We start from the raw sequence: 22441 nt of genomic DNA, 5'->3' as shown, positions 1-22441 counted from the left end.
AACCTTTGAGAATTAGACAAGTACACATGCTATTATTATGCTTATTCACTATCGAAAGTGCGTTCACCTAAAATACCTCCTTAAAATATCTTTTTACATACTAAAACAATTATTCCTATAAGTAAAGTGTGGATTTTGTTTATTCTTCGGGTTTTTATCTAAAATTAATGGTTTTAATGTTAAAAAAAGTAATATAAGCAGTGTTAGAAAAAGCGTAAAAACCCTGATATTTTAAGGTTTTTACGCTTTTATTAATGATCTATAAAACCATGAATAAGTCATACCTTATAATTCTGATAAAAATACTATAAATTATATTTTATATATGTTATTATGTTTACAGAATTTAAAGGAGTGTGTATGATGCCGTTTAGTTATGTTTCTCACTTATATTGTCCTAAATGTAAAAATGAATATAGTCCAAAAGAAAAACATCAATTATGTGAATGTGGCTCACCTTTATTAGTAGCGTATGATTTAGAGAGACTGAAAGACAATCTAAGTCCAGAAGATGTCCAAAGCAGAGAACCAAATCTATGGAGATATCATGAACTGCTTCCAGTAGAAGATCCAGAAAACGTCGTTACCTTAGGAGAAGGGATGACTCCGCTTATAAAAATGCCTAAGCTAGGTAAAGAAATGGACATTCCAAGCTTATATATGAAAGATGAAGGTATTATTCCAACGGGATCATTTAAAGCTAGAGGCGCCGCTGTAGGTGTGTCAAAAGCAAAAGAACTTGGCGTTGAACAGTTAGCGATGCCTACAAATGGGAATGCCGGAGCCGCTTGGTCGCTTTATTCGTCACGCGCTGACATAAAAGCAACCGTTGTAATGCCAAAAGATGCGCCTGTTATTACACGAAATGAGTGTGCTGTCGCTGGAGCTGACCTTTACCTAGTCGATGGACTCATCAGCGATGCGGGTAAAATTGTCGGTGAAGCTATTAAAGCCTGGGGTCTTTATGACGCTTCTACGCTTAAAGAGCCGTACCGAATAGAAGGTAAAAAAACAATGGGCCTGGAAATTGCTGAACAGTTTTCTTGGAATCTTCCTGATGTAATTTTATATCCAACAGGAGGAGGCGTTGGTTTAATCGGCATCTATAAAGCGTTAAATGAATTAAAAGAGCTTGGCTGGATTAAAGGTGATCTTCCTCGTTTAGTTGCGGTACAAGCTGAAAACTGCGCGCCTATTGTAAAAGCGTGGAATGAGAGAAAACAAGAATCTGAATTTTGGCCGGATTCTTCAACCATTGCCTTTGGTATCAACGTACCAAAAGCAATCGGGGACTTTCTTGTTTTAGAGGCCGTATACAATACAAATGGATGCGCGATTGCGGTGGACGAAGATAAGATTGTGGAGGAACAAAAAAAGGTTGCGCAGCTTGAAGGTTCGTTCATTTGTCCTGAAGGTGCTGCTACATTCTTAGCTGCACGCCGTTTAAGAGAAGAAGGCTGGATTAAAGAAAACGAAACGGTTGTTGCTTTAAATACAGGGCTTGGAGTTAAATATCCAAACACGGTAGATATTGAAGTACCTATTTTAGAGCGAAATGGCAGCCTTACTAAAAAATAAAATAAAAAAACATCCAAATAGATCTCCGACTTTAAGCAGTCTAAGCGGAGATCTATTTTTTAATTTGATCCTGTCCAAATCATAAATAATAAATTTAAAATTTAGATTATTTTAAATATATTGACTTATTTTTGTTAGTAATCTATTATTCAATTAAACAAATTGATTTACTGGGAATTAAAGCTGAATGTAATGCTACCAGGCAACTGGGGCCGGACGATCGCTCAAGCGAATGGACTGGTCCTTTTTGTTTTTTAGAAATACGGCTATACTCTAGAAAATGAATTTGTCATAAAAAATGAAAAGCTCTCTTTTTAGGGAACTTACGAGGAGGACGTATCATGAGTACAGTTAGCAAAAGCGCAGCAAAAAATTCGGTTTTAGAAGTACAGCCCATCGCTGGTCACATTGGAGCAGAAATAAAAGGAGTGCATTTATCTTCAAATTTAAATGCCGAGACACTCAATGCCATTAACAAAGCTTTGCTAAAGCATAAAGTGGTCTTTTTTAGAGGCCAAGGGCATATTGACGATGCTGAACAAGAGGCCTTCGCTGCGTTATTTGGTGAACCGGAAGCGCATCCTACCGTTCCGATAAAAGAAGGCAGCAATTATTTATTTGAACTTGATTCTGAACGAGGAGGACGAGCTAACTCTTGGCATACCGATGTAACGTTCATCGATACATACCCGAAAGCATCGATCCTTCGAGCTGTAGTTGTCCCAGAAGCAGGAGGAGATACAGTTTGGGCAAATACAGCCGTTGCCTATCAAAACCTTCCTTCAGAGCTGCGTCAGCTAGCTGATCAGCTTTGGGCGGTGCATACGAATGACTATGATTACGGCGGAAGACATCCTAATCGCTCACAAGAAGATTTAGAGCGTCACCGTAAAGTATTCGCTTCTACTGTATATGAAACAGAACATCCAGTCGTAAGAATTCACCCGGAAACGGGAGAGCGTACGTTAGTGTTAGGACATTTTGTTAAAAAAATTAAAGGGTTATCTTCTTCGGATTCAAATCATCTTTTTTCAATTCTGCAAGACCATGTAACAAGACTAGAAAACACGGTTCGCTGGCACTGGAAAGCAGGTGATATTGCGATTTGGGATAATCGCGCAACCCAGCACTATGCAATTAATGACTACGGAGAAAAGCACCGCGTTATGAGACGAGTTACTTTGCTTGGAGAAGTGCCTGTGAGTATCGACGGGCAAACGAGTATTACTTATAAAAAAGAAGAATGAAATCAGGTTCTATTTTGTACCAGCATGTTTCTTTCAAAGCAAAGGCAGGTGAGAAAAGTTTCGCACTTATAATAAGAAGAGGCTGAGACAAAAATCTTTTAGTTGAAGTGAAATCCGAAATGTTAATCAAAATTATTGATTAACATTTCGGATCTTTTTGTCATGGTGAACATAGATTTAATGTGTTTGGCTGCTTCTAGCTTTTGGTTGGAGGGCAAGGCGAAGACTCCTGCGGGAAAAGCGGAATAGGTGAGAGCCCGCAGGGGCGTAAGCGACGAGGAGGCTCACCGGCCGCCCGCGGAAAGCGAAGTCTTGCACGGAAATCAACAGCGTTGTAACAAGCAGTTCAGCTCATTTATCCCATTTGTTCGTCTTTAGATTGAATTGATTTCGTTATGTCTCAATGCCTTCTTATGGGTCTTTATACAAAGTGACACGCTACAAAATGATTAGAACCGACATCTTTGTAGTCAGGTGGAATATCTGCACATTTCTTCTGGGCAATCGGACATCTTGTCCTAAACTTACACCCAGAGGGAGGTGTAATCGGACTTGGTATTTCACCTTTCAAAATGATTTTTTCTCTTTTGATGGTTGGATCAGGTATCGGTATGGCAGATAAAAGCGCTTTTGTATAAGGGTGCAGTGGATTTTTGAATAATTCATCTCTTGATGCTTGCTCCACAATATTTCCTAAATACATAATAGCAACCTTGTTACACAGGTGCTCGACGACGCTTAAATCATGTGAAATAAACAGATAAGACAAATTTTCTTTTTCTTGAAGTTCACTAAACAAATTAATAATTTGAGCTTGAATTGATACGTCCAGTGCAGATACTGGCTCATCTGTTACAACAAATTCAGGGTTTAAAGCCATGGCTCTGGCAATGACAATTCGCTGACGCTGTCCGCCTGAAAATTCGTGCGGGTATCTGTCTATATGGTAAGGAGATAAACCGCATTTCTCCATAATCGACAAGACGTGATCTCTTACGTTAGTTCGGGAAGCTAATTTATGTTGAATCATAGCTTCTCCAATCGCTTCGCCTATTCTAATTCGAGGGTTTAAAGAACTAAAAGGATCTTGAAAGACGAGCTGTGACTGCAAACGGTAATGAATCAGCTCTTTTTTTGACAGCTTAAAAACGTTCTTTCCTTTAAAAAATACGTCTCCGCTTGTTTTATTATGAAGTCTTAAAATGGTTTTTCCTAAAGTAGACTTACCGCTTCCTGACTCACCAACCAATCCGAAAATGTCACCTTTTTTAATTGAAAAAGTTACTCCGTCCACCGCTTTTACTTGTTCGTTTACTGATTTAAATAACGTAGATTTGGAGGAGTAAAATTTTTTTAAGTTGTTTACTTCTAACAGCGTTTCACTCATTGATCTTTACCTTCCTTATAAAGCCAGCAGGCTGTGTAGTGGTCATTTTCTGAAATGAAGGGAGGAGCTTGTGTTTTGCAAATATCCATACAGTGTTCACAGCGCTCGCTGAAATAACAACTTTCTGTAAGGTCCGTAAGTTTTGGTACTTGCCCTGATATCGAATGCAGCCTTTGTGTTCGTTTGCCGATAACCGGCTTTGAGCGAAGCAGACCCTTCGTATAGGGGTGTTTTGGATTTTGAAATAGCTCAACTACCTGTGCTTTTTCTACGATTTTACCTGCATACATCACCATTACGGTATCAGCCATTTCAGCTACAACGCCGAGATCATGTGTGATAAATAAGATTGATGTACCAAGATCATGTTTTATAGTTTGTAATAGATCTAATATTTGAGCTTGAATCGTTACATCTAGAGCAGTAGTAGGTTCATCGGCAATTAATAGCTTAGGGTTGCACCCGAGTGCAATCGCAATCATAATCCGCTGAAGCATACCTCCGCTTAGCTCGTGCGGATAACTTTTTACTATTTTTTTAGCATTGGGTATCCCTAAAAGCGTAACAAGTTCAATGGCTTTATCACAAGCTTCAGCTTTACTGATAGATAGATGCTCTAATAGAGTCTCGGTAATTTGGTCTCCAATAGTGAATACTGGATTTAGAGATGTCATCGGTTCTTGAAAAATCATACCAATGTCTTTTCCTCTAATTTTTCTCATCTCTTTTTTTGTTTTTTCTAATAGGTTTGATCCATTAAATAAAATCTTACCGTCTGTAATTTCCCCTGAATCAGAAAGCAGCTGCATAATGGATAGAGCCATTACGCTTTTCCCGCAACCCGATTCACCAACGATACATACCGTTTCACCGGGATTAATGGAAAAGCTGACGTTGTTTACTGCTGTAACCGTACCTTCTTCCGTATGAAAAGAGGTGTGTAAGTCTTTTAATTCTAGTAAAGGTGTATTCATCTATTCATTACCTACCTTTTCATTTTAGGATCAAGAGCATCTCTTAAACCGTCTCCAAGAAGATTAATAGAAATGACCGTTAAAAAGATGGTAGCGCCTGGTGGAACCCAAAGCCAAGGTCGCTTTTTAAAATCAACTAAATTATTAGCTGCATCAATCATATTTCCCCAAGAAGGTGTAGGGGGAGTGACGCCTAGTCCCAAGTAGCTTAAAGCAGACTCACTTAAAATAGCTCCTGCTACGTTTAAAGTAGCAACAACCAATAATAAAGGGAAAATATTAGGGATTAAATGATAAAAAATCTTTCTTTTATCGCTTAAACCTAATATTTGTGTGGCTTGAATAAAAGGCTGTTCACGCAGTGAAAGAACTTGGCCGCGAACAAGCCTTGCAAGCCCAGGCCAGCCAATTAAACTGAGCATTAGCATAATAATATAAATACGGTATTCAGAAGGCGTTTTCCATTCTGATAAAATAGCGCCCATGATCAATAAAAGAGGAAGGCCAGGTATAGACATCAATATGTCAGCTAGCCGCATCAGCACTTGATCAATGATACCTCGGTAAAAACCAGCAACAGCTCCTAAAACAGAGCCAATTAAAACGGATAGAACCATAGAAGCAATTCCTACAGTGAGAGAAATTTGACCAGCAAGCATCAAGCGGGTAAGTACATCTCTTCCGTACTTATCTGTACCTAACCAATGCTCTGCGCTTGGCGGATGATTCATTAAATTAACGTTTACGGTACTATTAACATAAGGAGAAAACAAAGGGCCAATAAAACTAAAAGCAATCATGGCAAGCAAAAAGAATAATCCGCTTATCGCTAATTTATTTTTTCCCAGCCGCATATACGTTTGTTTCCATAGTGATATTGGTTTTGAAACTGCGTCTTTTTGCGGCTGGTCTGTTACTAATGAAGTTTCCATACAATAATCGCCTACTTTAACCGGATTCGCGGATCGACCGCTGCATATGTAATATCTGCTAAAAAGTTACCTATAATCGTTAAGAAAGAAAGTAACATCGTAAAAGACATTAAGACTGGATAATCTCTAAAGCTTAATGCTTCGAGCTGAATTCTGCCCACTCCGGGCCAGTTGAAAATTTGTTCTGTTATAATCGCACCGGAAAATAGCCCGGGCAGTTCAAAAGCTAACAGTGTAATAGCAGGAAGCAACGCATTTTTTAACGCGTGCTTAAAAATGATAGAACGTTCTTTTAATCCTTTTGCACGTGCTGTTCGTATATAATCTTGCCGAACGACTTCAAGCATTCCTGTACGAAAATATCTGGTTAATGAACCTACGCTTAGAAGAGTCAAAATCGCCACCGGCAGTACCATATGTTTACTCACTTCTAGCAGATAAGCTAGCTTTGTTGTATTGCTGCCTGTATCAATCATCCCTCCAATTGGAAGAATTCCTAAATCAACAGCAAAAAATTTAATAAGCAATAAACCAATAAAGAAAGAAGGGAAGGACATAGCAGCAAAAACACCAAGTGTAACGAAACCATCGAACCAAGAGTACTGTTTTACAGCTGAAATAACCCCTGTAAATAGAGCGATCGTCCAGGTGAAAAATAGAGAAACTGCAGCTATAAGAAATGAGTTCCAAATGAATTTATTTAATAATGACGTTACAGGTTCTTGGTACTTTAATGAAAAACCAAAATCACCTTTTACTAAATCTGTAAACCATCTTACGTATCTTTCTAAAATCGGCTTATCAAGTCCATATAATTCTCGTAGTTCCTGAGCTCTTTCCGGAGTCAGCTTAGGGTTTGAGTCGATATAATCCCCGGGCAATAAAGCAAAAAGAACAAAAATAAGAAAAGATGTTCCAATTAAAATAGGAATCATTTGTAAAAATCGATAAAAAATATATTGTTTCAATACGTGTTCCTCCCTAAAAGTGCACGGGGGCTAGGACCAGGCACTATTTTTTACCTATACATGAAAGGAGACTTCACTCTTTAATTGAAAGGTTTGGAAGGCTCGAAGAAATCCCAGTGAAATTATCTGGATTAAGTCCGCTAATGCGTGCATTATTAGCGTGAATGACTTTGCGGTAATTCAGTAAAATAACGGGTGGATCATCAGATAATTCTTTATACAGTTCATGGTAAATCTTTTTGCGTTCGTTAATATCCGTAGTGCTAACGCTTTCTTCTAGCAATTTATCTACTTTAGGATTTGAATAGCCTGCTGAATTATCAGGATGAGTCGAAGCTAAATCAGCGACTGCATCGTCAGGATCAGAAAGCATAGGGGTAGAAACGGCAGCTAAGTCGTAATCTTTTTTATTCAGCTTAGTCAAAAGCGTATTAAAGTCTAATACTTCCGGGTTAAATTGAATGCCGAGCGCCTTGTAATTTTCTTTTGCGATTGGAATAAAGTCGTCGTCATTTCTGCTTGTTAAATAACTAATTTTCAGCTTCGCTTCACCTTTAGCTCGTATTCCGTCTTTTCCGACTTTCCATCCTGCTTCATCTAATAGCTGTTTGGCTTTTTTGACATCATATTTATATTTGTTGATGCCATCCTCTGTGTATGCCCATGAAACAGGAGAAACAGGTACATTAGCGACAGTGCCGTATCCTTTATACGTAACGTCCGTAATTTTTTGACGATCAAGTCCGTATATCAATGCTTGTCTGACGGCTTTATCTTTCAAATAAGGCTTAGTATTGTTAATATACGCGTAGCTATAAGAGTTAGCGGTTGTCACTTTGATATTTGCAAAACCTAGCTCTTTAAGCTGCTCTACGCTTTCCGGTTCTGCTGGAAAACGGTCATAGTCTGTTTCGCCTGCTTCAAATAGCTGAGAAGTTGTTTCTGGCGTGGTTACTTTATAAATGAAATTCTTCACTTTAGGCGGGCCGTCATAATAGTTTTTATTTGCAACATAGCGTATTTCTTGACCGGGAATATATTTTTCCAGTTTATAAGGTCCAGATCCTACAGGCTTAGAGTAGAGCTTCTTTAAATAATCTAAATGACCGTACGTATAGTCTTTTCCGTAATAATCTTTTGATAGCACGATACCGCCTAGTAATAAAAGAGCTTTTGCGTTTACTTTTTCCGTTGCGATTTTAATTGTTAAAGGATCAACCACTTTGATTCCTTCTATTGTTTTTGCTTTTCCATCTTTATAGTCTTTTCCACCTTTAATTGTAGCGGTTGCTAAGTCACCCCATCCGTCATAAGCTGGATCGTGAAGAAGTGTTAATGTAAAAGCTACGTCATCGGCAGTAAGAGGGGAGCCGTTGCTGAATTTTAAATCATCTTTTAAGTGAAACGTATAAACAAGCTGATCATCTGAGATTTCCCAACTTTTTGCTAAAATCGGAATGGGTTTTCCGTTTTTATCTAAATCTACTAAAGGGCTAAAGATAGGACTTGTTGCGTTTCCATCCCAGCCGTTGTCGTAGAAATAAGGCAAAAAGACGCCTCCGGGAGCTGACATTCCAGCAATAAACGTATCTTTTCTTTCTAGCGCTTTGGCTGGAATATTTCCTGTGTTAGAAGCCTTTATTACCTGATCTTTTATTTGTTTAATGTCGGCCGTCTGTACAGCAGAAGTTGTTTCCTTATTAGCTTTTTCATCTGTGCTACTATTTAGTGCACATGCCGATAAAAAGCTAGCAAAAGTCATTGTTAACACTAAACCAGTCATTTTTTTCATCATTTTCCACCCCAAGTTATATTTTCTTTGTGCAAAACCAGTAAACTTTTTTATCACTTCCAGTTCTATGTATAATAAAACATGTAATTCTTATCGAAAAAGTATGTTTTATTTCATGATATTTCTAAGATATGGGAGAGTCAATAAGTATCAAAGTGACTTCAGTTAAAGAAATATGACTTATCATAAAAAGTAATTTCTTGAAAATAAAAACTTAAAAACAGCACGCCGCACATTGTAAAGCGTTTTCATTTATCATAGAAAAAATGTAAAAAAAGTATTATATGTAAATTATTGTTATAGTTGTGAATCTTTACATTCAATATAATACGGATACATTTAGGTTTAAAGTTTGTCTTAGGGGGTATTCGAAAAAGGAGAGATGGCATCTTTACATCCAGAGAAACAGCTTGGTGAGGAAGTTGAATTCATTTGGCATATACTCAACTTGAAGAATATGCCAAAAGTCGTATTGTAAACCCGCTTGCTTTTACAGTAGAAGACCTACTTGAAGCCACGAACGATTATACGGAGAAAGGAGTTGAATTTCTATCCCTAGAACCCCAGCCAACTCTTAAAGTTTTATTCTATGGACCGAATCATCCATTGCTGCACTTGTTAGAACGGGCTTTATATTTATTTTTAAGGCTACATAATTTTTGTAATAGAAACAGTGTATCTATTACAAAAATAAAGCTTATATCTAATGGGTTGTAACAATAATTGTCAGATAACCTGAGTGGAAATTGCTACCAAGCACATTGTGAACCAGATGCGTTATCTTTAACGACAAGTTACTATTTCAGCGACTGTAATTCCATCGAAAACGATCCCTATTTTAGGCGAAAATCGTTTTTTTAATAGCAATGAATTGTACGTTGAAATAAAAAAAGTTTATTTTGGTTTTAATTCATTTATTTGTTAGCGTTCCTTCCTCAGCATTTTTTGGCTTCAATCCCTTTAGCCATAACCTTTTTTAATATTTAACATCACATGAATAGTTTTCGTTTTTTACTTAAAAATAAGGAGTGTTACAACACATTTAAGTGTGAAATACAGTAAGTCAAATTTGACTTTACTACTCAGTCTTGTATAATCGTATACCGCGGAGGTGACGTAATGAAATGAAGTTTAATAAGAAAAAAATTAACGTCGTAGATATTGACAACGCTAAAAAAAGCGTCTTTGCTACAGGAGTAGGAAACGCGATGGAATGGTTTGACTTTGGCTTGTATTCATATTTAGCCGTAATTATTAGTCAAAACTTTTTTAGCGCAGTTGAAAATGATCAGCTCAAATTAGTGTTCACATTTGCCACATTTGCGATTGCCTTTTTAATGCGTCCATTAGGCGGTGTTATATTCGGTAAAATTGGGGACAAGTTAGGAAGGAAAGTCGTTTTAACCACCACCATTATTTTAATGGCCTTTTCCACATTACTCATTGGGTTGTTACCTACATATGATCAAATCGGTATATGGGCACCCATCCTTTTATTAATTGCACGAATCATTCAAGGTTTTTCAACTGGTGGTGAATATGCTGGTGCGATGGTGTATATTGCAGAATCGTCTCCAGATAATAAGCGAAATGTACTTGGAAGTGGACTAGAAATCGGTACACTTGTTGGTTATATTCTTGCTTCACTGCTAGCTAGCTTACTATTTTTTATTCTGTCGGATAAACAAATGGCCTCATGGGGCTGGAGAATTCCTTTCTTATTAGGATTACCTTTAGGACTTATTGGTTTTTATTTACGAAGAAGTTTAGGGGAAACACCTATTTTTGAAAATGAACTTTCCAACGAAGACGAAGTTGAAGAAGAAAGCTTCCTCTCTATTTTAAAAAATCACAAAAAAGATGTGTTTGTTTGTTTCGTAGCCGTGGCTTTCTTTAACATTACAAACTATATGCTATTATCGTACATGCCTTCTTATTTAAATGAAATTATTGGTTTATCAAACACAGTTGGTACGGTATTAATTACGGCAGTTATGATTTTAATGGTGCCGCTTGCTCTTATGTTTGGAAAACTGAGTGACAAAATCGGAAACAAGAAAGTTTTCTTAATCGGTTTAGGCGGATTGAGCTTACTGTCAGCCTTTTCGTTCTATTTAATTAACTTAAATGGTTTAGTCTTTGTTTCAATCGGTATTCTTATTCTAGGTGTTTTACTTGCTACGTATGAAGGAACAATGCCAGGAACGCTGCCAACAATGTTCTACACAGATATTCGCTACCGAACATTAGCGATCACGTTTAATGTTTCAGTTTCTATCTTTGGAGGAACGACGCCATTAGTTGCGACATGGTTAGTTCACGCAACAGGCAATCACTTGGCTCCAGCGTTTTATTTAACCATTGTGAGCATCATCGGATTTTTCGTGATTTTATTCTTGTTTGCGAACACAGCAGGAAAATCACTCAAAGGTTCATACCCAACGGTTGCTTCTAAATCTGAATACAATGAAGCTGTTGAAAATCCAAAAGATTCATTATGGTGGCACACAGAGCAAACAGAAAAATAAAGTAAATAAAAAGCAGCTGCTACATTAACTGCTGCGCAAAATATGAACACTGAAAAAGAGTCTTCTCCTTGTATAGCATAGAGAAGGCTCTTTTTATCATTCAATAATTTATCCCATTCCCTGTATTTGCTATCTTTGATTCTGTATGTTACGATTAAGTTAATTATTTTTGTTCGGTATAAGATTGAGAGAAGAGAAATCTCTTCCATAGAATTTTTTATCTTAAGATAGTATGGTTGGACAAGGGTAGTAATACAAGCGTGGAGTATTCCACACCAGGAGGCACTATTATGGAACAAGGTACAGTGAAATGGTTTAATGCAGACAAAGGCTTCGGCTTTATCGAAATTGAAGGCGGAGACGATGTATTCGTACATTTCAGCTCTATTCAAGGTGAAGGCTTTAAATCGCTAGAAGAAGGTCAAAAAGTGACGTTTGATATCGAACAAGGCCAACGTGGAGCACAAGCTGCTAACGTTCATAAAGTAGCATAATTAAAACTAAAAAAGACTCCACATAGGGGTCTTTTTGCTTTGGATTTTAATAATTTAAAAAGATTACTTAAAAAATAAGTAAAGACATTGGAGACAGAATGCTATTAAAGAAGAGTTACCTATATGTAAAATCCCGTGTCGCAAAAAAATAGAAAAAACCCCCTTATGGTTATAGAACTGTATGCTTTAGGAGTACATATACGCCTGAAGGTATCAAAAATAACTACCCTTCGCTGGATTAGCCTTGAGAGATGCACATTATATTTCCCGATAAATAAAGTTAAAAATTTGATTATTTTTGATACGAGAGAGGATGAGGAATATGAGTATAAGCTTATTTTCTAATGGAGAAATTGTAAATATAAAAGCATCTAATGAAAGAGTAATCATCTTAAAAAGCCATTATGTAAAAAATATGAAAAGATACTCTTATACAGTGGATAAATATCCAAGTACGTTTTTCTTTGAAGAAGAATTAATGAAACATGAATAAATATTGATTTATAGTTTGGATTTTGTCTATACTGTGCTATACTGAATTTACCATTTGTATTACCGATTACTATTTTTGTATTAATAAGCCCTATTCCTCAGTGGATAGGGTTTTATTATGACATTTTCAAGGAAATGAAAAAGACAGACTCCATGGAGTCTGTCTTTTTATATTTATGATGGATTAAGCTTTTTGAACGTTAGAAGCTTGAGGGCCGCGTTGACCTTGTTCTACGTCAAATGTAACTGCTTGACCTTCGTCTAAAGATTTGAAGCCTTCGCTTTGGATTGCTGAGAAATGTACAAATACATCGTCTCCGTTTTCGCGTTCGATGAATCCAAAACCTTTTTCTGCGTTAAACCATTTTACTTTACCTTGTTCCATAATTGTTGCCTCCTAGTGTGACACGCACACATTGTGTTACTATCCTTGCCCAAATCTACAGACGAAAGTTATTTAACTTATCAATCTTTACCGAACAAAAATAATTCTTCTTAAACTTAACAGAAATAGGGACTTATTGCAAGGATAGAGTCTGTACAGCTAGAATTTCTCTTTTATCTATGTTTGCACTATGTGAGCTAAAAAACGATACGTAAGCCTCCTCAGTTCAAATAAAGAGAATGTTTGTGGTACACTTAAATAGTAAAAAACATTTAAAAGTGAGGAATTATATGAACACAACTAAAAAACATCACAGGCCTAAGCGGCTAAAAATTGCTTTCCGAGCATTAATGGTCATTATCGGAGGAATTATTGCAGCTTACGGCTTAGAAACTGTCTTAATTCCAAACCATGTTTCAGATGGAGGGGTAACAGGCATTAGCATCGTCGCTTCAAACCTATTTGGCTTGCCACTTGGGGTTCTCATCGCCGTTATCAACATTCCTTTTGTATGGTTAGGATATCAACAAATTGGGAAAAGCTTTGCCATATTTTCCATCCTCGGAATTGTCTCATTAGCTGTCGGCACTAGCCTCATGCATCACACTCCAGCAATTATTGAAGGAGATACACTACTCGTAACCGTTGTTGGCGGTATTATCCTTGGGTTTGGAATGGGAATTGCACTTCGTAACGGCGGGGCCTTAGATGGCATCGATATGCTGGCCGTGCTGCTTTCTCGAAAACTGCCGTTTGGAACAAGTGATCTTATTTTGTTCTTAAATGCATTTGTATTTATTTTCGTTTCATTAGTATTTGGTCTGCAAGGCGCGATTCTTTCTGCAATTGCATACTTTATTGCATCCAAAGTTATTCACATCGTAGAAGTAGGGCTAAGCGGATCGAAAACCTTCCAGATTATCACTTCTCAGCCTGCGTTAATGGTAGAGACAATACGTGATCGTTTAGGTCGAAGCGCTACATACAAAGAAGCTTACGGCGGTTATTCTCATGAGAAATTTAAGGAAATCACATGCGTAATCAACCGCTTGGAAGAAAGCAAAATGAAAGAAATTATCAACGAAATTGACCCGACGGCTTTTGTTACGGTATATGACGTAGCGGAAGTTAAAGGCGGCAATTTCAGAAAGAATAATATTCATTAAGTTCATAAATCACTACATTTGTACGAACACTCTACAATAATCCACTTTTAGGCGGGGGTGTAGAGATAAGAAAAGCAGCGTGATGTTTTACATCGGCTGCTTTTTCGTATCATAAAATCCATTTGCCACAAGCCGCCTGTTATATAGCTAACTTGCTCAGCGGAGGTTTTTAAAACGTGATACTTTGAAAAAGTGAAGCGGTCAGAATTAAAGTAGATAGGGTACCTGCAGACATTAATGTGAGGATTTTTCCTTTGTTTTTCTTCTTTGAAGATTTGAGCATTTTTTGTGATACAGCATTCCATATTATAATAGAAGCAATTGCTACTAGTAAAAGCCACATATGATTTCCTTCTTTGTTAATGAATAAACAGAAAAAATCTCTGAACATAAAAGAACAGAGATTCAACAGAATGATGGTTCTTATATAATACAAAGGATGACTTTTCCTGTCTCAGAAAGGTCATCTTTATCGTACCATCACCAAGGACTCGGCGCTGTGCGTTTTCTCACAGCGGGGGAAGAAAAAATCTGCTATTGTATAGAGGTCGGAGTAAACTTTCTTGATTATGTACGCTTCTTTCATATGTATCGAACCTGCTGATCTCAGTCAGCAGGTTTTTTTATGTTATCACTTAGTTTTCATCTTTAAGCGGAAAAGGCCGGTTAATCTTTATGGACAAATAGACTTTATACCATTTTACCTATACGTAAAATAGGTTAAAATAAAGAGGTGAGGCATGGAAAGAAAAGAGTTAAATAAGAGGTGCGTAACATTATAATCACAATTTATCTTACAGGGTTATGACGGTGATTATACTAAATGGTGAACGTTGAAAGGGGATACATAGTTTTGAACACAAAATATCTAGATTTACTTGCACAAAAGTATGATACGGAAGAAAAAGTGGTAACCGAAATTATTAACCTTGAAGCTATTCTTCATCTGCCAAAAGGGACCGAGCATTTTGTCAGCGATTTACACGGCGAGTATCAAGCCTTTCAGCACGTGCTGCGAAACGGTTCGGGGAATGTAAAAGAGAAAATTAAAGATCTTTTTAAAAACGTATTATCTGACAAAGAAATCAATGAATTTGCGACATTAGTCTATTACCCTGAAGAAAAATTACCGTTGATCAAAGCACAGTTTCGAAACAAAAAGGAACTCTATCAATGGTATACAGAAATCATTGATCGTATGCTTAATCTTATTTCGTACGCTTCTTCTAAATACACGCGTTCTAAACTGCGTAAAGCATTGCCAAATCAATTTGTGTACATTATTGAAGAACTGCTATATAAAACGGATGAATTTACAAATAAAGAGCAGTACTACACGAAGATTGTTCAGCAGATTATCTCTTTAGGACAGGCTGATAAGCTTATCGTAGGCCTTGCTTATACAACACAAAGGTTGGTTGTTGACCATCTGCACGTAGTAGGGGATATTTATGACCGTGGACCTGAACCGGATAAAATTATGGATACGCTGATTAACTATCACTCCGTTGATATTCAGTGGGGAAATCACGATGTGCTATGGCTAGGCGCTTTTGCGGGTTCGAAAGTGTGTCTTGCCAATATTATTCGTATCTGCGCAAGATACGACAATCTAGATATTATTGAAGATGTATATGGCATTAACTTGAGACCGTTGCTTAACCTGGCGGAGAAATACTATGAGGATAATCCTGCTTTTAGACCAAAAGTAAGCTCGAGTGACAAACTATCCGATCACGAGCGACTACAAATTACGAAAATTCATCAGGCCATTGCGATGATTCAATTCAAGCTTGAAAGTCCGATTATAAAAAGACGTCCTTTCTTTAATATGTCCGAAAGGCTGTTGCTTGAAAAAATTGATTATGATAAAAATGAAATTACGATATACGGAAACACATATCCGCTAGAAAACAGCTGCTTTGCAACGGTTAATCCGGCGCAGCCTGATCAGCTATTAGAAGAAGAAGAGCAGGTAATGGAAAGACTGCTGCTTTCTGTGCAGCATTCGGAAAAGCTGGCGAGACATATGAAGTTTCTTATGAAAAAAGGCAACCTTTATTTGAAATACAACGGAAACTTATTAATACACGGCTGCATTCCTTTAGATGAAGAAGGAAACATGGAAAAAATGACGATTGAAGATAAAACGTATGCAGGCCGCAACTTGCTTGATGTGTTTGAACATTATTTACAAGAGGCTTTTGCACATCCTGAAGAAACGGATGATTTGGCAACAGATATGGTCTGGTACCTATGGACAGGAGAATATTCATCACTCTTTGGGAAACGTGCAATGACCACGTTTGAAAGATATTTTATCAGTGATAAAACAACGCATAAAGAGAAGAAGAATCCGTATTATTACTTACGGGAAAATGAGGAAGTCTGCCGAAACATCCTGGAAGAATTTAATCTAAATCCTGATCATGGTCATATTATTAATGGTCATACGCCAGTCAAAGAAATTGAAGGAGAAAACCCGGTCAAAGCAAATGGAAAGATGATTGTCATTGACGGCGGTTTTTCAAAAGCGTATCAGTCCACAACAGGAATTGCTGGCTACACGTTATTATATAATTCTTACGGCATGCAGCTAGTCGCTCACAAACACTTCAATTCAAAAGAAGAGATTTTATTAGAAGGAACGGACGTCTTATCCGTAAAGCGATTGGTTGATAAAGAACTAGAAAGAAAAATGGTTTTAGAAACAAACGTCGGAGAAGAATTGTTAAAAGAAATTTCTATTTTAAAAGATTTAAGAAAATATCGCTATAGTTAAAGATAAAAAAGAGCAGTATGCCCCTGGGGCTTCTGCTCTTTTTTGTTTAGCGGTACTACACCGTCATTTCCCAGCTCGACATTTCCAGCCAGTTCTCTTGTTCACGATAATCGGGCATGATTTTCCCGACAAGACGCCAAAAGGATCGGTCGTGATTCATGTGAACCATGTGGCACATTTCATGAACGACTACGTAATCAATGACGTGCTGCGGTGCCATTGCCAGCCGCCAGTTAAAGGTTAGCTGACGCTTAGAATCACACGTGCCCCACGCTTTTTTGCTATCGGAAATCGAAATGGAGCGCGGCTTTGTTTTAAAATGTTTTTGATAGGAGGAGATACTCTTGGTTACTAACGCTTTACATTGTTGATAGTAAAAGCGTTTGAGCGCTTGTTTTATCGCTTCATCGTCGTGCTGATTGACATAAATCTGAAGCGTGTTCGCTTCAAACAATACAGAATCCTTTGTAATGGTCGAATCGTGATGAATCTGTATCGGATAGTTTTTTCCTACATACAAAAAGCGTTCTCCGTGTTCATAGACTTTTTTCTTTGGTCCATGCGTTCTATCTTTCATTTCGTTTATTTTTTGCTGAATCAATGCCCAGTTGTTCTCTAATAACATACATACTTGTTCAGTAGACGTTCCTTTAGGAGCAAGAACTTCGACCGTTCCGTATCCGTCTACTTTAATCGCAAAAGAACTTCGGTTTTTATATCGTATTTCGTAATGGATACTCTGATTTGAAAAAGTGTGTATCATTTTATCCTCTATATTGTACGGTTAAGCCTCTTAGGAATTTTCGAGCAAAATTCTCTTTGCACGGTTTGTAATTTTTGTGGCCTTTTTTTCGTAATAAAGCACCTAATTCTGCTTTAGATACGCGTATTCCACCGTCGTCGAATACTTCTAACATCTCTTCACTGGTTAGGGACAAAGCAATTTTTACTTTCTTTAATAAGACGTTGTACATATTTTGATTGCTCTGAACCGGCGCTGGCGGTGCTTGCCCTGGTTTAGGGTCTTGTTTTCCTCTTTTAAAGGTAATAAAACCGTTTAAAAAAGAATCTAACATACCGTTACTGCACGAGATGTGTTCGTCCGCATGAACTGCATCCTCGTCTTCTTCGTCCGGTGTTCTCGTAAGGATCTTTAATACGTCTTCTTTTGTTACGTCTACTCCGCCAAGATTAAAGATCTCTACCATTTCTGTATTTTTTAAATCCAAGGCATATCGTAATCTAATTAAAATATCGTTATTATCCATTCTTGCTCCTCCTATAACTTGCTTGCTGTATGTAAAAATCATGACTGCCACAATCTGAACGGACGTGGTTAATATCAGTACAATTATAGTAACAGGTTCCGCTGGAATTCTAAGTTATTCCATTCATTTCTACAAACATATAACTTCTCATATTTATCAGCCTTCGTCAACTCTTGAAAAAGAACGATTTGCTCATATTATGCCCGAACAGACTCTTTACCATAACAAAAATTAGGCGCCGCAGTCTACTAAAGGAAGCAGAGGCAGCTTTATTTTTTAAGAACGGATAGGACAATTTTTGAAGTTGGCGGATCCCTGTGTACTGCTAGAATGATATATCTTACTAAATAAATAGTTTTACGTATTTATTAAGTATGTAATTAGGAGTATGATAGTAGTAAAAAAAGAAAGAGGTCAACAAATGAATTCAACATACTCACCAAGAGAATCAACCAAAATCAAAGCTTTATCCATGCATGCGCTTTTTATCGCACTGACGTTTGTAGCGACAATGTTTATCAACATCAAGCTTCCAATTATGGGTAACGGAGGCCTCATCCATTTAGGCAACGTTCCTCTTTTTATAGCAGCCTTTCTTTACGGCAAAAAGACAGGAGCCATCGCCGGGGCTTTTGGAATGGGTTTATTCGACCTCATCTCCGGCTGGACAGCATGGGCGCCGTTTACGTTTATTATCGTAGGTGCAATGGGCTTTTTAGCAGGTCTTATCTCAGAAAAAGCACCTGGTAAAAGAGCACTTGTGAACACACTGGCAGTTGTTGCTGCGCTGATTGTAAAAATCGTAGGCTACTATTTTGCTGAAGTGATTCTTTATCATAACTGGATCGTTCCGCTTGGCTCTATACCAGGAAATGTGATGCAAGTTGTTATCGCCGGTATTATCGTCGTTCCGCTTGTAGGACGCTTAAAGAACAGAGCGGTACAGATTTAATCGCTCAATCGTAAGTCGTTTTACCATTATCTCATCCTTAAGTGATATACTTGATAGATATTCATCAAGTGAAAGGAGCGGAAAACACCATGAAATATTTAAAATCACAGATGAAGCAGCTCATTAAAGACAATCAGGAACTGCAAGGTAAGCTGAACGGACTGATGAAAGAGCACAGCCTTGAAAAAAACTTTGCTCTTAAAGCTCTGTACCATGCAGAAGTAGCTGAAGGCGGGAAATATCAGCTTGCCTATCAAGCATTAGACGCACCGAAAAAGTAATGGCCTTGTTGCTCATTCGTATATTTCTTCATTATAAAAAGGCAGCCAAATCGCGTATTTGGCTGTCTTTTTTAGCAAATAGAATGACATAGAATTATTTTGGGTTTTGCACAACTTCTTTCTAACTGCTTAAATCTTGATAAATAGGGTATTGAAAAATAAATGCTAGCGATCGTTCTAATTATATAAGAAAAGAGGAAAATAGCGATGACCGTATCTGCTTTAGAACAAGCAAAAGTAGAATTATCAAATGGAGAAACAGTAAATTACCGAATGAAAAAGGGCGGAAAAGAGGTACTTTTGTTAATTCACGGAAACATGAATTCTTCCCTTAACTGGGATGTGTTAATGAACGAACTTCCAGAACATATCACAGCTTATGCGATCGACTTAAGAGGATTTGGAGACTCCACTTATCATACACCTATTCACACAATCAAAGACTTATCAGATGATGTCAAACTGTTTGCAGATGCTTTAAAGTTGTCTGCTTTTACAATAAGCGGGTGGTCATTAGGAGGAGCAGTTGCTATGCAATATGTGATTGATCATCCGAATGATGCTAAAAAATTAGTTTTATTAAGCTCCGTCAATATCAAAGGCTATCCGATTCCAAGAAGAACGTTTCTAGAACTGCCTATTCCTAACAACTTTATACAAACCAAAGAAGAAGTAAAAGAAGCATTTAGAATGGTAGAAAACGCGAAAGAAACAAAAAATACATGGTTTTTAAAAATGATGCTGCGTCAATTTTTATATACAAAAAATAAGCCGTCTGCTGATCAATTTGAAAAATATTTAGAAGAAACGATCAAGCAGCGCAACTTAATCGATATCAATTACGCACTCATGAGATTTAATATTTCAAACGATTTTAATGGTGTTGTGGAAGGGACAGGAGAGGTGGGAAAAATCACGATTCCGACTATGGTTATTCAAGGAGACGAAGATAAGATGGTTTCGACAAGAGATGCATCTGACATCGCGAAAGGCATAGGGGAAAATGCGACGTTAAAAATTATGAAAGGTGTAGGTCACTGTCCGTTGTTAGATGATTTAAGCAGTTTAATGGACTTATACAACACTAATTTAAGCAGGGCTTAAAAAAGTGAGATTTTCGCTGTTAACAGAAGTTTTATTATTGCTAGATGCAGCATGTTCTAAATCCACACAAGCAAAATGAGCTGCCTGCAAAATGCTTTGAGATGAACAAAGCCTGTTACCTTCTGAGGAAGCAGACAGCTAGTAAATAAAACAATCACAAAAAACGTAAGGTCTTTTCAAAAAGGCTTACGTTTTTTTATTGAGTGGACTTATTATATTTAATGTTGTTTTTCAAAATAAAGAAACAGATTGGTAATCCATTTTGATAGCAGTATCACAGCCAGATAAAATACAAATAAATGACCGTAAGTAGCCCATTCATGCAGCTGGAAAAAGCCAATCCCTGTTAATAGCGGTTTGAAAATAAAAGCAAAAAACAAACAAAGAGCAGTTGCATATACATAGTAATTTTTATGATGGTTAATTGTCCACTGATAAAGAAGCATAAAAGAGACAGGAATAAGCGAAGCATCTAGGCTAAAGCTTACGGGTATGATTGTGTTGATTTGGTAAGGATACGTCCACAGCCCGTTATAAACTCCAGCGGTGTCAATATAGTGAAACCAAACGTGCACGTTAAATCCATAAAACCCTAAGTGAAAGGCTTTTTTTCGGTCAATTAAAAAATAGAGAATGACTAAAGGTAAAATGAAAGCGCCCAAGGTAACCCAAAACTGCCAAGAACTTGGAGTGGAGTAGTGCTGCCAATATTCAGCCCACGTTTTGGCTAGATTTTCTTGTATGCTATGTATTTTTTTAAGATATTCCTGTTGGTTTGGTGTCAATGCAATCCATCCTTTTTAAGTAAGCAAAATTTCGTTACTTTTAAAATGCCCTTTTCTTAAGTTTTGGATACCTTTTCCTATTAAGATGTTCGTAACTTTCTGAGGAGAGATTATGCTTTTGATACATTAAGTGTAAAGTATGTAGTATTTCATTCTTTTATAGGCACTCCTCGGCTTTCCGCTATGCTAAAATAGTAGCTACAAAAAAGGAAAAATAAGGGAGAGTATAAATAGTCATATTTTAAACATAGTGATAGCAGTTTTGTGTATGATGGTTGGTTTAATGATCCTTTCTTTATCTCGGTCATTATCCGATGAATCAATGAAGCGGGTTCGGATTAAAGGTCTCCTTATCCCCATGTATTGGATAGCTAAAGGATGCTTTGGCGTATCGTTTGAGCGGTTTGTACGTAAATCGATGTATGTATTTGGAGTGATCTGCATGCTTACGTCGGTCTTGCTGCTCGGAGAGGCCGTTTATCAGCTCATCATTTAAAAAGCAGTTACAGCGACTGCTTTTTTTCCATTTTTATGAAACTTTTAGCGCAGTTTTTACGTATAAAAGGTATCAATAAAATAGTAGAAAAAAGGAGTGGTTTTTTGTCTCAAGAAAAGAAAAAGACAGATTATCTAGGAATGGGGTTAGGGATGGGCGTTGCGATGGGGGCTTCTCTCGGTATGCTTATGGATAATATTGGGTTCGGCATTGCGATTGGAACGGCCTTAGGAGTTGCTTTTGGAACGGCAATGAACCAAAGGAATAAAAAGGAATAAAGTTTTGAAAGAAGGAGTTCAGAATGAAGTATTTTGACGAAGCAAAAGAACTATGGTTAAACTATGTCCCGAGAAATGGGCAGTCGGATATCGTAGAAGGAGAAGTCATCCGGGCCATTGAAAAGCTTCGCTGTGAAGCTCAAGGCAACGGAAATGCCAATTGGGACGGCGGATGTGAGATGCTGGTGTTATATATACTAGACGTATTGAATGATCCGGACGTATTCAGCACAGCTATGTTAGCCGAAATAAAAGCCGATGTTCACACCTTGCTCACTTCGGCAGAAGATCCGTATTTAGAAGACGACGTATACGATCGTTTGACCGACCGCGTCATTGAGTGGCATATAGCCAAAGGCGGACCTATCAAACGAGAAAAAAATCCTCAATTGTATAGATAAACGTGAGAAAGGAGCTGTTTTAAACAAGCTCTTCTTTTTTTGAGTTTCTGAAGCTTTATTTAACCAACGGGTATCTAATTGCATCATGTGCTAAATAAATACATATAAAAAAGCAGCGGTTTACATCGCAGCAGTGTAGCATAAGCTTCTT

At 37.4% G+C, this 22441-nt stretch carries 23 protein-coding genes; 14 read left to right on the top strand and 9 right to left on the bottom strand.

The genetic code is table 11. The features are described from left to right. Positions 1-363 precede the first annotated feature (363 nt). The 3 genes from ACFX4N_RS11630 (at position 364) to ACFX4N_RS11620 (ending at position 3163) form a co-directional block, all read left to right on the top strand. A complete protein-coding gene (locus ACFX4N_RS11630; RefSeq protein ID WP_057273627.1) occupies positions 364-1578 on the top strand; it encodes a threonine synthase in 1215 nt (404 codons plus the stop codon). A gap of 341 nt (positions 1579-1919) precedes the next feature. Next, a complete protein-coding gene (locus tag ACFX4N_RS11625) occupies positions 1920-2825 on the top strand; it encodes a TauD/TfdA dioxygenase family protein (RefSeq protein WP_274589127.1) in 906 nt (301 codons plus the stop codon). 203 nt (positions 2826-3028) lie between these two features. Next, entirely contained in the window at positions 3029-3163 is a 135-nt protein-coding gene (locus ACFX4N_RS11620; protein ID WP_377261423.1) for a hypothetical protein, read from the top strand. Between the two features lie 83 nt (positions 3164-3246). Here ACFX4N_RS11620 and ACFX4N_RS11615 read toward each other — a convergent pair whose 3' ends face one another. The 5 genes from ACFX4N_RS11615 to ACFX4N_RS11595 form a co-directional block, all read right to left on the bottom strand. Then, the gene (locus ACFX4N_RS11615; RefSeq protein ID WP_029323178.1) at positions 3247-4212 is read right to left on the bottom strand and encodes an ABC transporter ATP-binding protein; all 966 of its coding nucleotides are present in this window, start codon (positions 4210-4212) and stop codon (positions 3247-3249) included. After that, positions 4209-5186: an ABC transporter ATP-binding protein gene (locus tag ACFX4N_RS11610; protein ID WP_057273625.1), complete on the bottom strand. Its 978-nt coding sequence runs from the start codon at positions 5184-5186 to the stop codon at positions 4209-4211. Before ACFX4N_RS11610 ends, ACFX4N_RS11615 begins: the two co-directional genes overlap by 4 nt. Positions 5187-5197: 11 nt before the next feature. Continuing rightward, positions 5198-6118 carry an oligopeptide ABC transporter permease gene (opp4C, locus tag ACFX4N_RS11605; protein WP_377261420.1) on the bottom strand — a complete coding sequence of 307 codons (921 nt, stop codon included), beginning with the start codon at positions 6116-6118 and terminating at the stop codon, positions 5198-5200. 11 nt (positions 6119-6129) lie between these two features. Continuing rightward, on the bottom strand, positions 6130-7086 hold the full coding sequence (locus tag ACFX4N_RS11600) for an ABC transporter permease (RefSeq protein ID WP_013058100.1): 957 nt from the start codon (positions 7084-7086) through the stop codon (positions 6130-6132). Between the two features lie 73 nt (positions 7087-7159). Continuing rightward, positions 7160-8881, bottom strand: a complete 1722-nt coding sequence (locus ACFX4N_RS11595) for an ABC transporter substrate-binding protein (RefSeq protein WP_156622789.1) — start codon at positions 8879-8881, stop codon at positions 7160-7162. Positions 8882-10002: 1121 nt separating this feature from the next. On the opposite strand from ACFX4N_RS11595, the gene ACFX4N_RS11590 reads away from it, so the two are divergent. The 3 genes from ACFX4N_RS11590 to ACFX4N_RS11580 all read left to right on the top strand — a co-directional run bounded on the left by ACFX4N_RS11590 (position 10003) and on the right by ACFX4N_RS11580 (position 12393). Next, positions 10003-11406, top strand: a complete 1404-nt coding sequence (locus ACFX4N_RS11590; RefSeq protein ID WP_029323166.1) for an MFS transporter — start codon at positions 10003-10005, stop codon at positions 11404-11406. Between the two features lie 290 nt (positions 11407-11696). Beyond that, a complete protein-coding gene (locus ACFX4N_RS11585; protein ID WP_013056405.1) occupies positions 11697-11900 on the top strand; it encodes a cold-shock protein in 204 nt (67 codons plus the stop codon). Between the two features lie 322 nt (positions 11901-12222). Then, positions 12223-12393, top strand: a complete 171-nt coding sequence (locus tag ACFX4N_RS11580; RefSeq protein WP_013058097.1) for a hypothetical protein — start codon at positions 12223-12225, stop codon at positions 12391-12393. Positions 12394-12576: 183 nt separating this feature from the next. Here the strand turns inward: ACFX4N_RS11580 and ACFX4N_RS11575 are convergent, their stop codons facing one another. Beyond that, complete coding sequence (locus ACFX4N_RS11575; protein ID WP_013058096.1) at positions 12577-12777, bottom strand: cold-shock protein; 201 nt, start codon at positions 12775-12777, stop codon at positions 12577-12579. A gap of 290 nt (positions 12778-13067) precedes the next feature. On the opposite strand from ACFX4N_RS11575, the gene ACFX4N_RS11570 reads away from it, so the two are divergent. After that, positions 13068-13943 carry a YitT family protein gene (locus ACFX4N_RS11570; protein ID WP_013058095.1) on the top strand — a complete coding sequence of 292 codons (876 nt, stop codon included), beginning with the start codon at positions 13068-13070 and terminating at the stop codon, positions 13941-13943. An 853-nt stretch (positions 13944-14796) separates the two neighbouring features. Continuing rightward, positions 14797-16725 carry a fructose-1,6-bisphosphatase gene (gene fbp / locus ACFX4N_RS11565; RefSeq protein WP_057273622.1) on the top strand — a complete coding sequence of 643 codons (1929 nt, stop codon included), beginning with the start codon at positions 14797-14799 and terminating at the stop codon, positions 16723-16725. A 55-nt stretch (positions 16726-16780) separates the two neighbouring features. Here the strand turns inward: fbp and ACFX4N_RS11560 are convergent, their stop codons facing one another. Next, the gene (locus ACFX4N_RS11560) at positions 16781-17488 is read right to left on the bottom strand and encodes a M48 family metallopeptidase (protein ID WP_013058092.1); all 708 of its coding nucleotides are present in this window, start codon (positions 17486-17488) and stop codon (positions 16781-16783) included. A gap of 1 nt (position 17489) precedes the next feature. Continuing rightward, entirely contained in the window at positions 17490-17993 is a 504-nt protein-coding gene (locus ACFX4N_RS11555) for a YehS family protein (RefSeq protein ID WP_013058091.1), read from the bottom strand. 421 nt (positions 17994-18414) lie between these two features. Here ACFX4N_RS11555 and ACFX4N_RS11550 point away from each other — a divergent pair, with 421 nt between their 5' ends. The 3 genes from ACFX4N_RS11550 to phaZ all read left to right on the top strand — a co-directional run bounded on the left by ACFX4N_RS11550 (position 18415) and on the right by phaZ (position 20330). After that, the gene (locus ACFX4N_RS11550; protein WP_013058090.1) at positions 18415-18945 is read left to right on the top strand and encodes an ECF transporter S component; all 531 of its coding nucleotides are present in this window, start codon (positions 18415-18417) and stop codon (positions 18943-18945) included. 89 nt (positions 18946-19034) lie between these two features. Further along, on the top strand, positions 19035-19226 hold the full coding sequence (locus ACFX4N_RS11545) for a hypothetical protein (RefSeq protein ID WP_013058089.1): 192 nt from the start codon (positions 19035-19037) through the stop codon (positions 19224-19226). A gap of 207 nt (positions 19227-19433) precedes the next feature. Continuing rightward, positions 19434-20330: an intracellular short-chain-length polyhydroxyalkanoate depolymerase gene (gene phaZ / locus ACFX4N_RS11540; RefSeq protein WP_301264502.1), complete on the top strand. Its 897-nt coding sequence runs from the start codon at positions 19434-19436 to the stop codon at positions 20328-20330. 218 nt (positions 20331-20548) lie between these two features. On the opposite strand, the gene ACFX4N_RS11535 is transcribed toward phaZ, so the two are convergent. Beyond that, a complete protein-coding gene (locus tag ACFX4N_RS11535) occupies positions 20549-21115 on the bottom strand; it encodes a CBO0543 family protein (protein ID WP_053487524.1) in 567 nt (188 codons plus the stop codon). 268 nt (positions 21116-21383) lie between these two features. Between ACFX4N_RS11535 and ACFX4N_RS11530 the strand changes: the two genes are divergently transcribed. From ACFX4N_RS11530 to ACFX4N_RS11520, 3 genes are all read left to right on the top strand, one after another. Continuing rightward, a complete protein-coding gene (locus ACFX4N_RS11530) occupies positions 21384-21611 on the top strand; it encodes a hypothetical protein (RefSeq protein WP_063672158.1) in 228 nt (75 codons plus the stop codon). 104 nt (positions 21612-21715) lie between these two features. Continuing rightward, positions 21716-21889, top strand: a complete 174-nt coding sequence (locus ACFX4N_RS11525; protein ID WP_179891645.1) for a glycine zipper domain-containing protein — start codon at positions 21716-21718, stop codon at positions 21887-21889. A gap of 23 nt (positions 21890-21912) precedes the next feature. Continuing rightward, a complete protein-coding gene (locus ACFX4N_RS11520; protein WP_301264501.1) occupies positions 21913-22290 on the top strand; it encodes a hypothetical protein in 378 nt (125 codons plus the stop codon). Positions 22291-22441 lie beyond the last annotated feature (151 nt).

The organism is Priestia sp. YIM B13551 (assembly GCF_042787905.1).
In the GTDB taxonomy this organism is placed as follows: domain Bacteria; phylum Bacillota; class Bacilli; order Bacillales; family Bacillaceae_H; genus Priestia.
The sequence above is the reverse complement of the archived record's forward strand: the minus strand, read 5'-3'. Positions and strand labels throughout refer to the sequence as shown.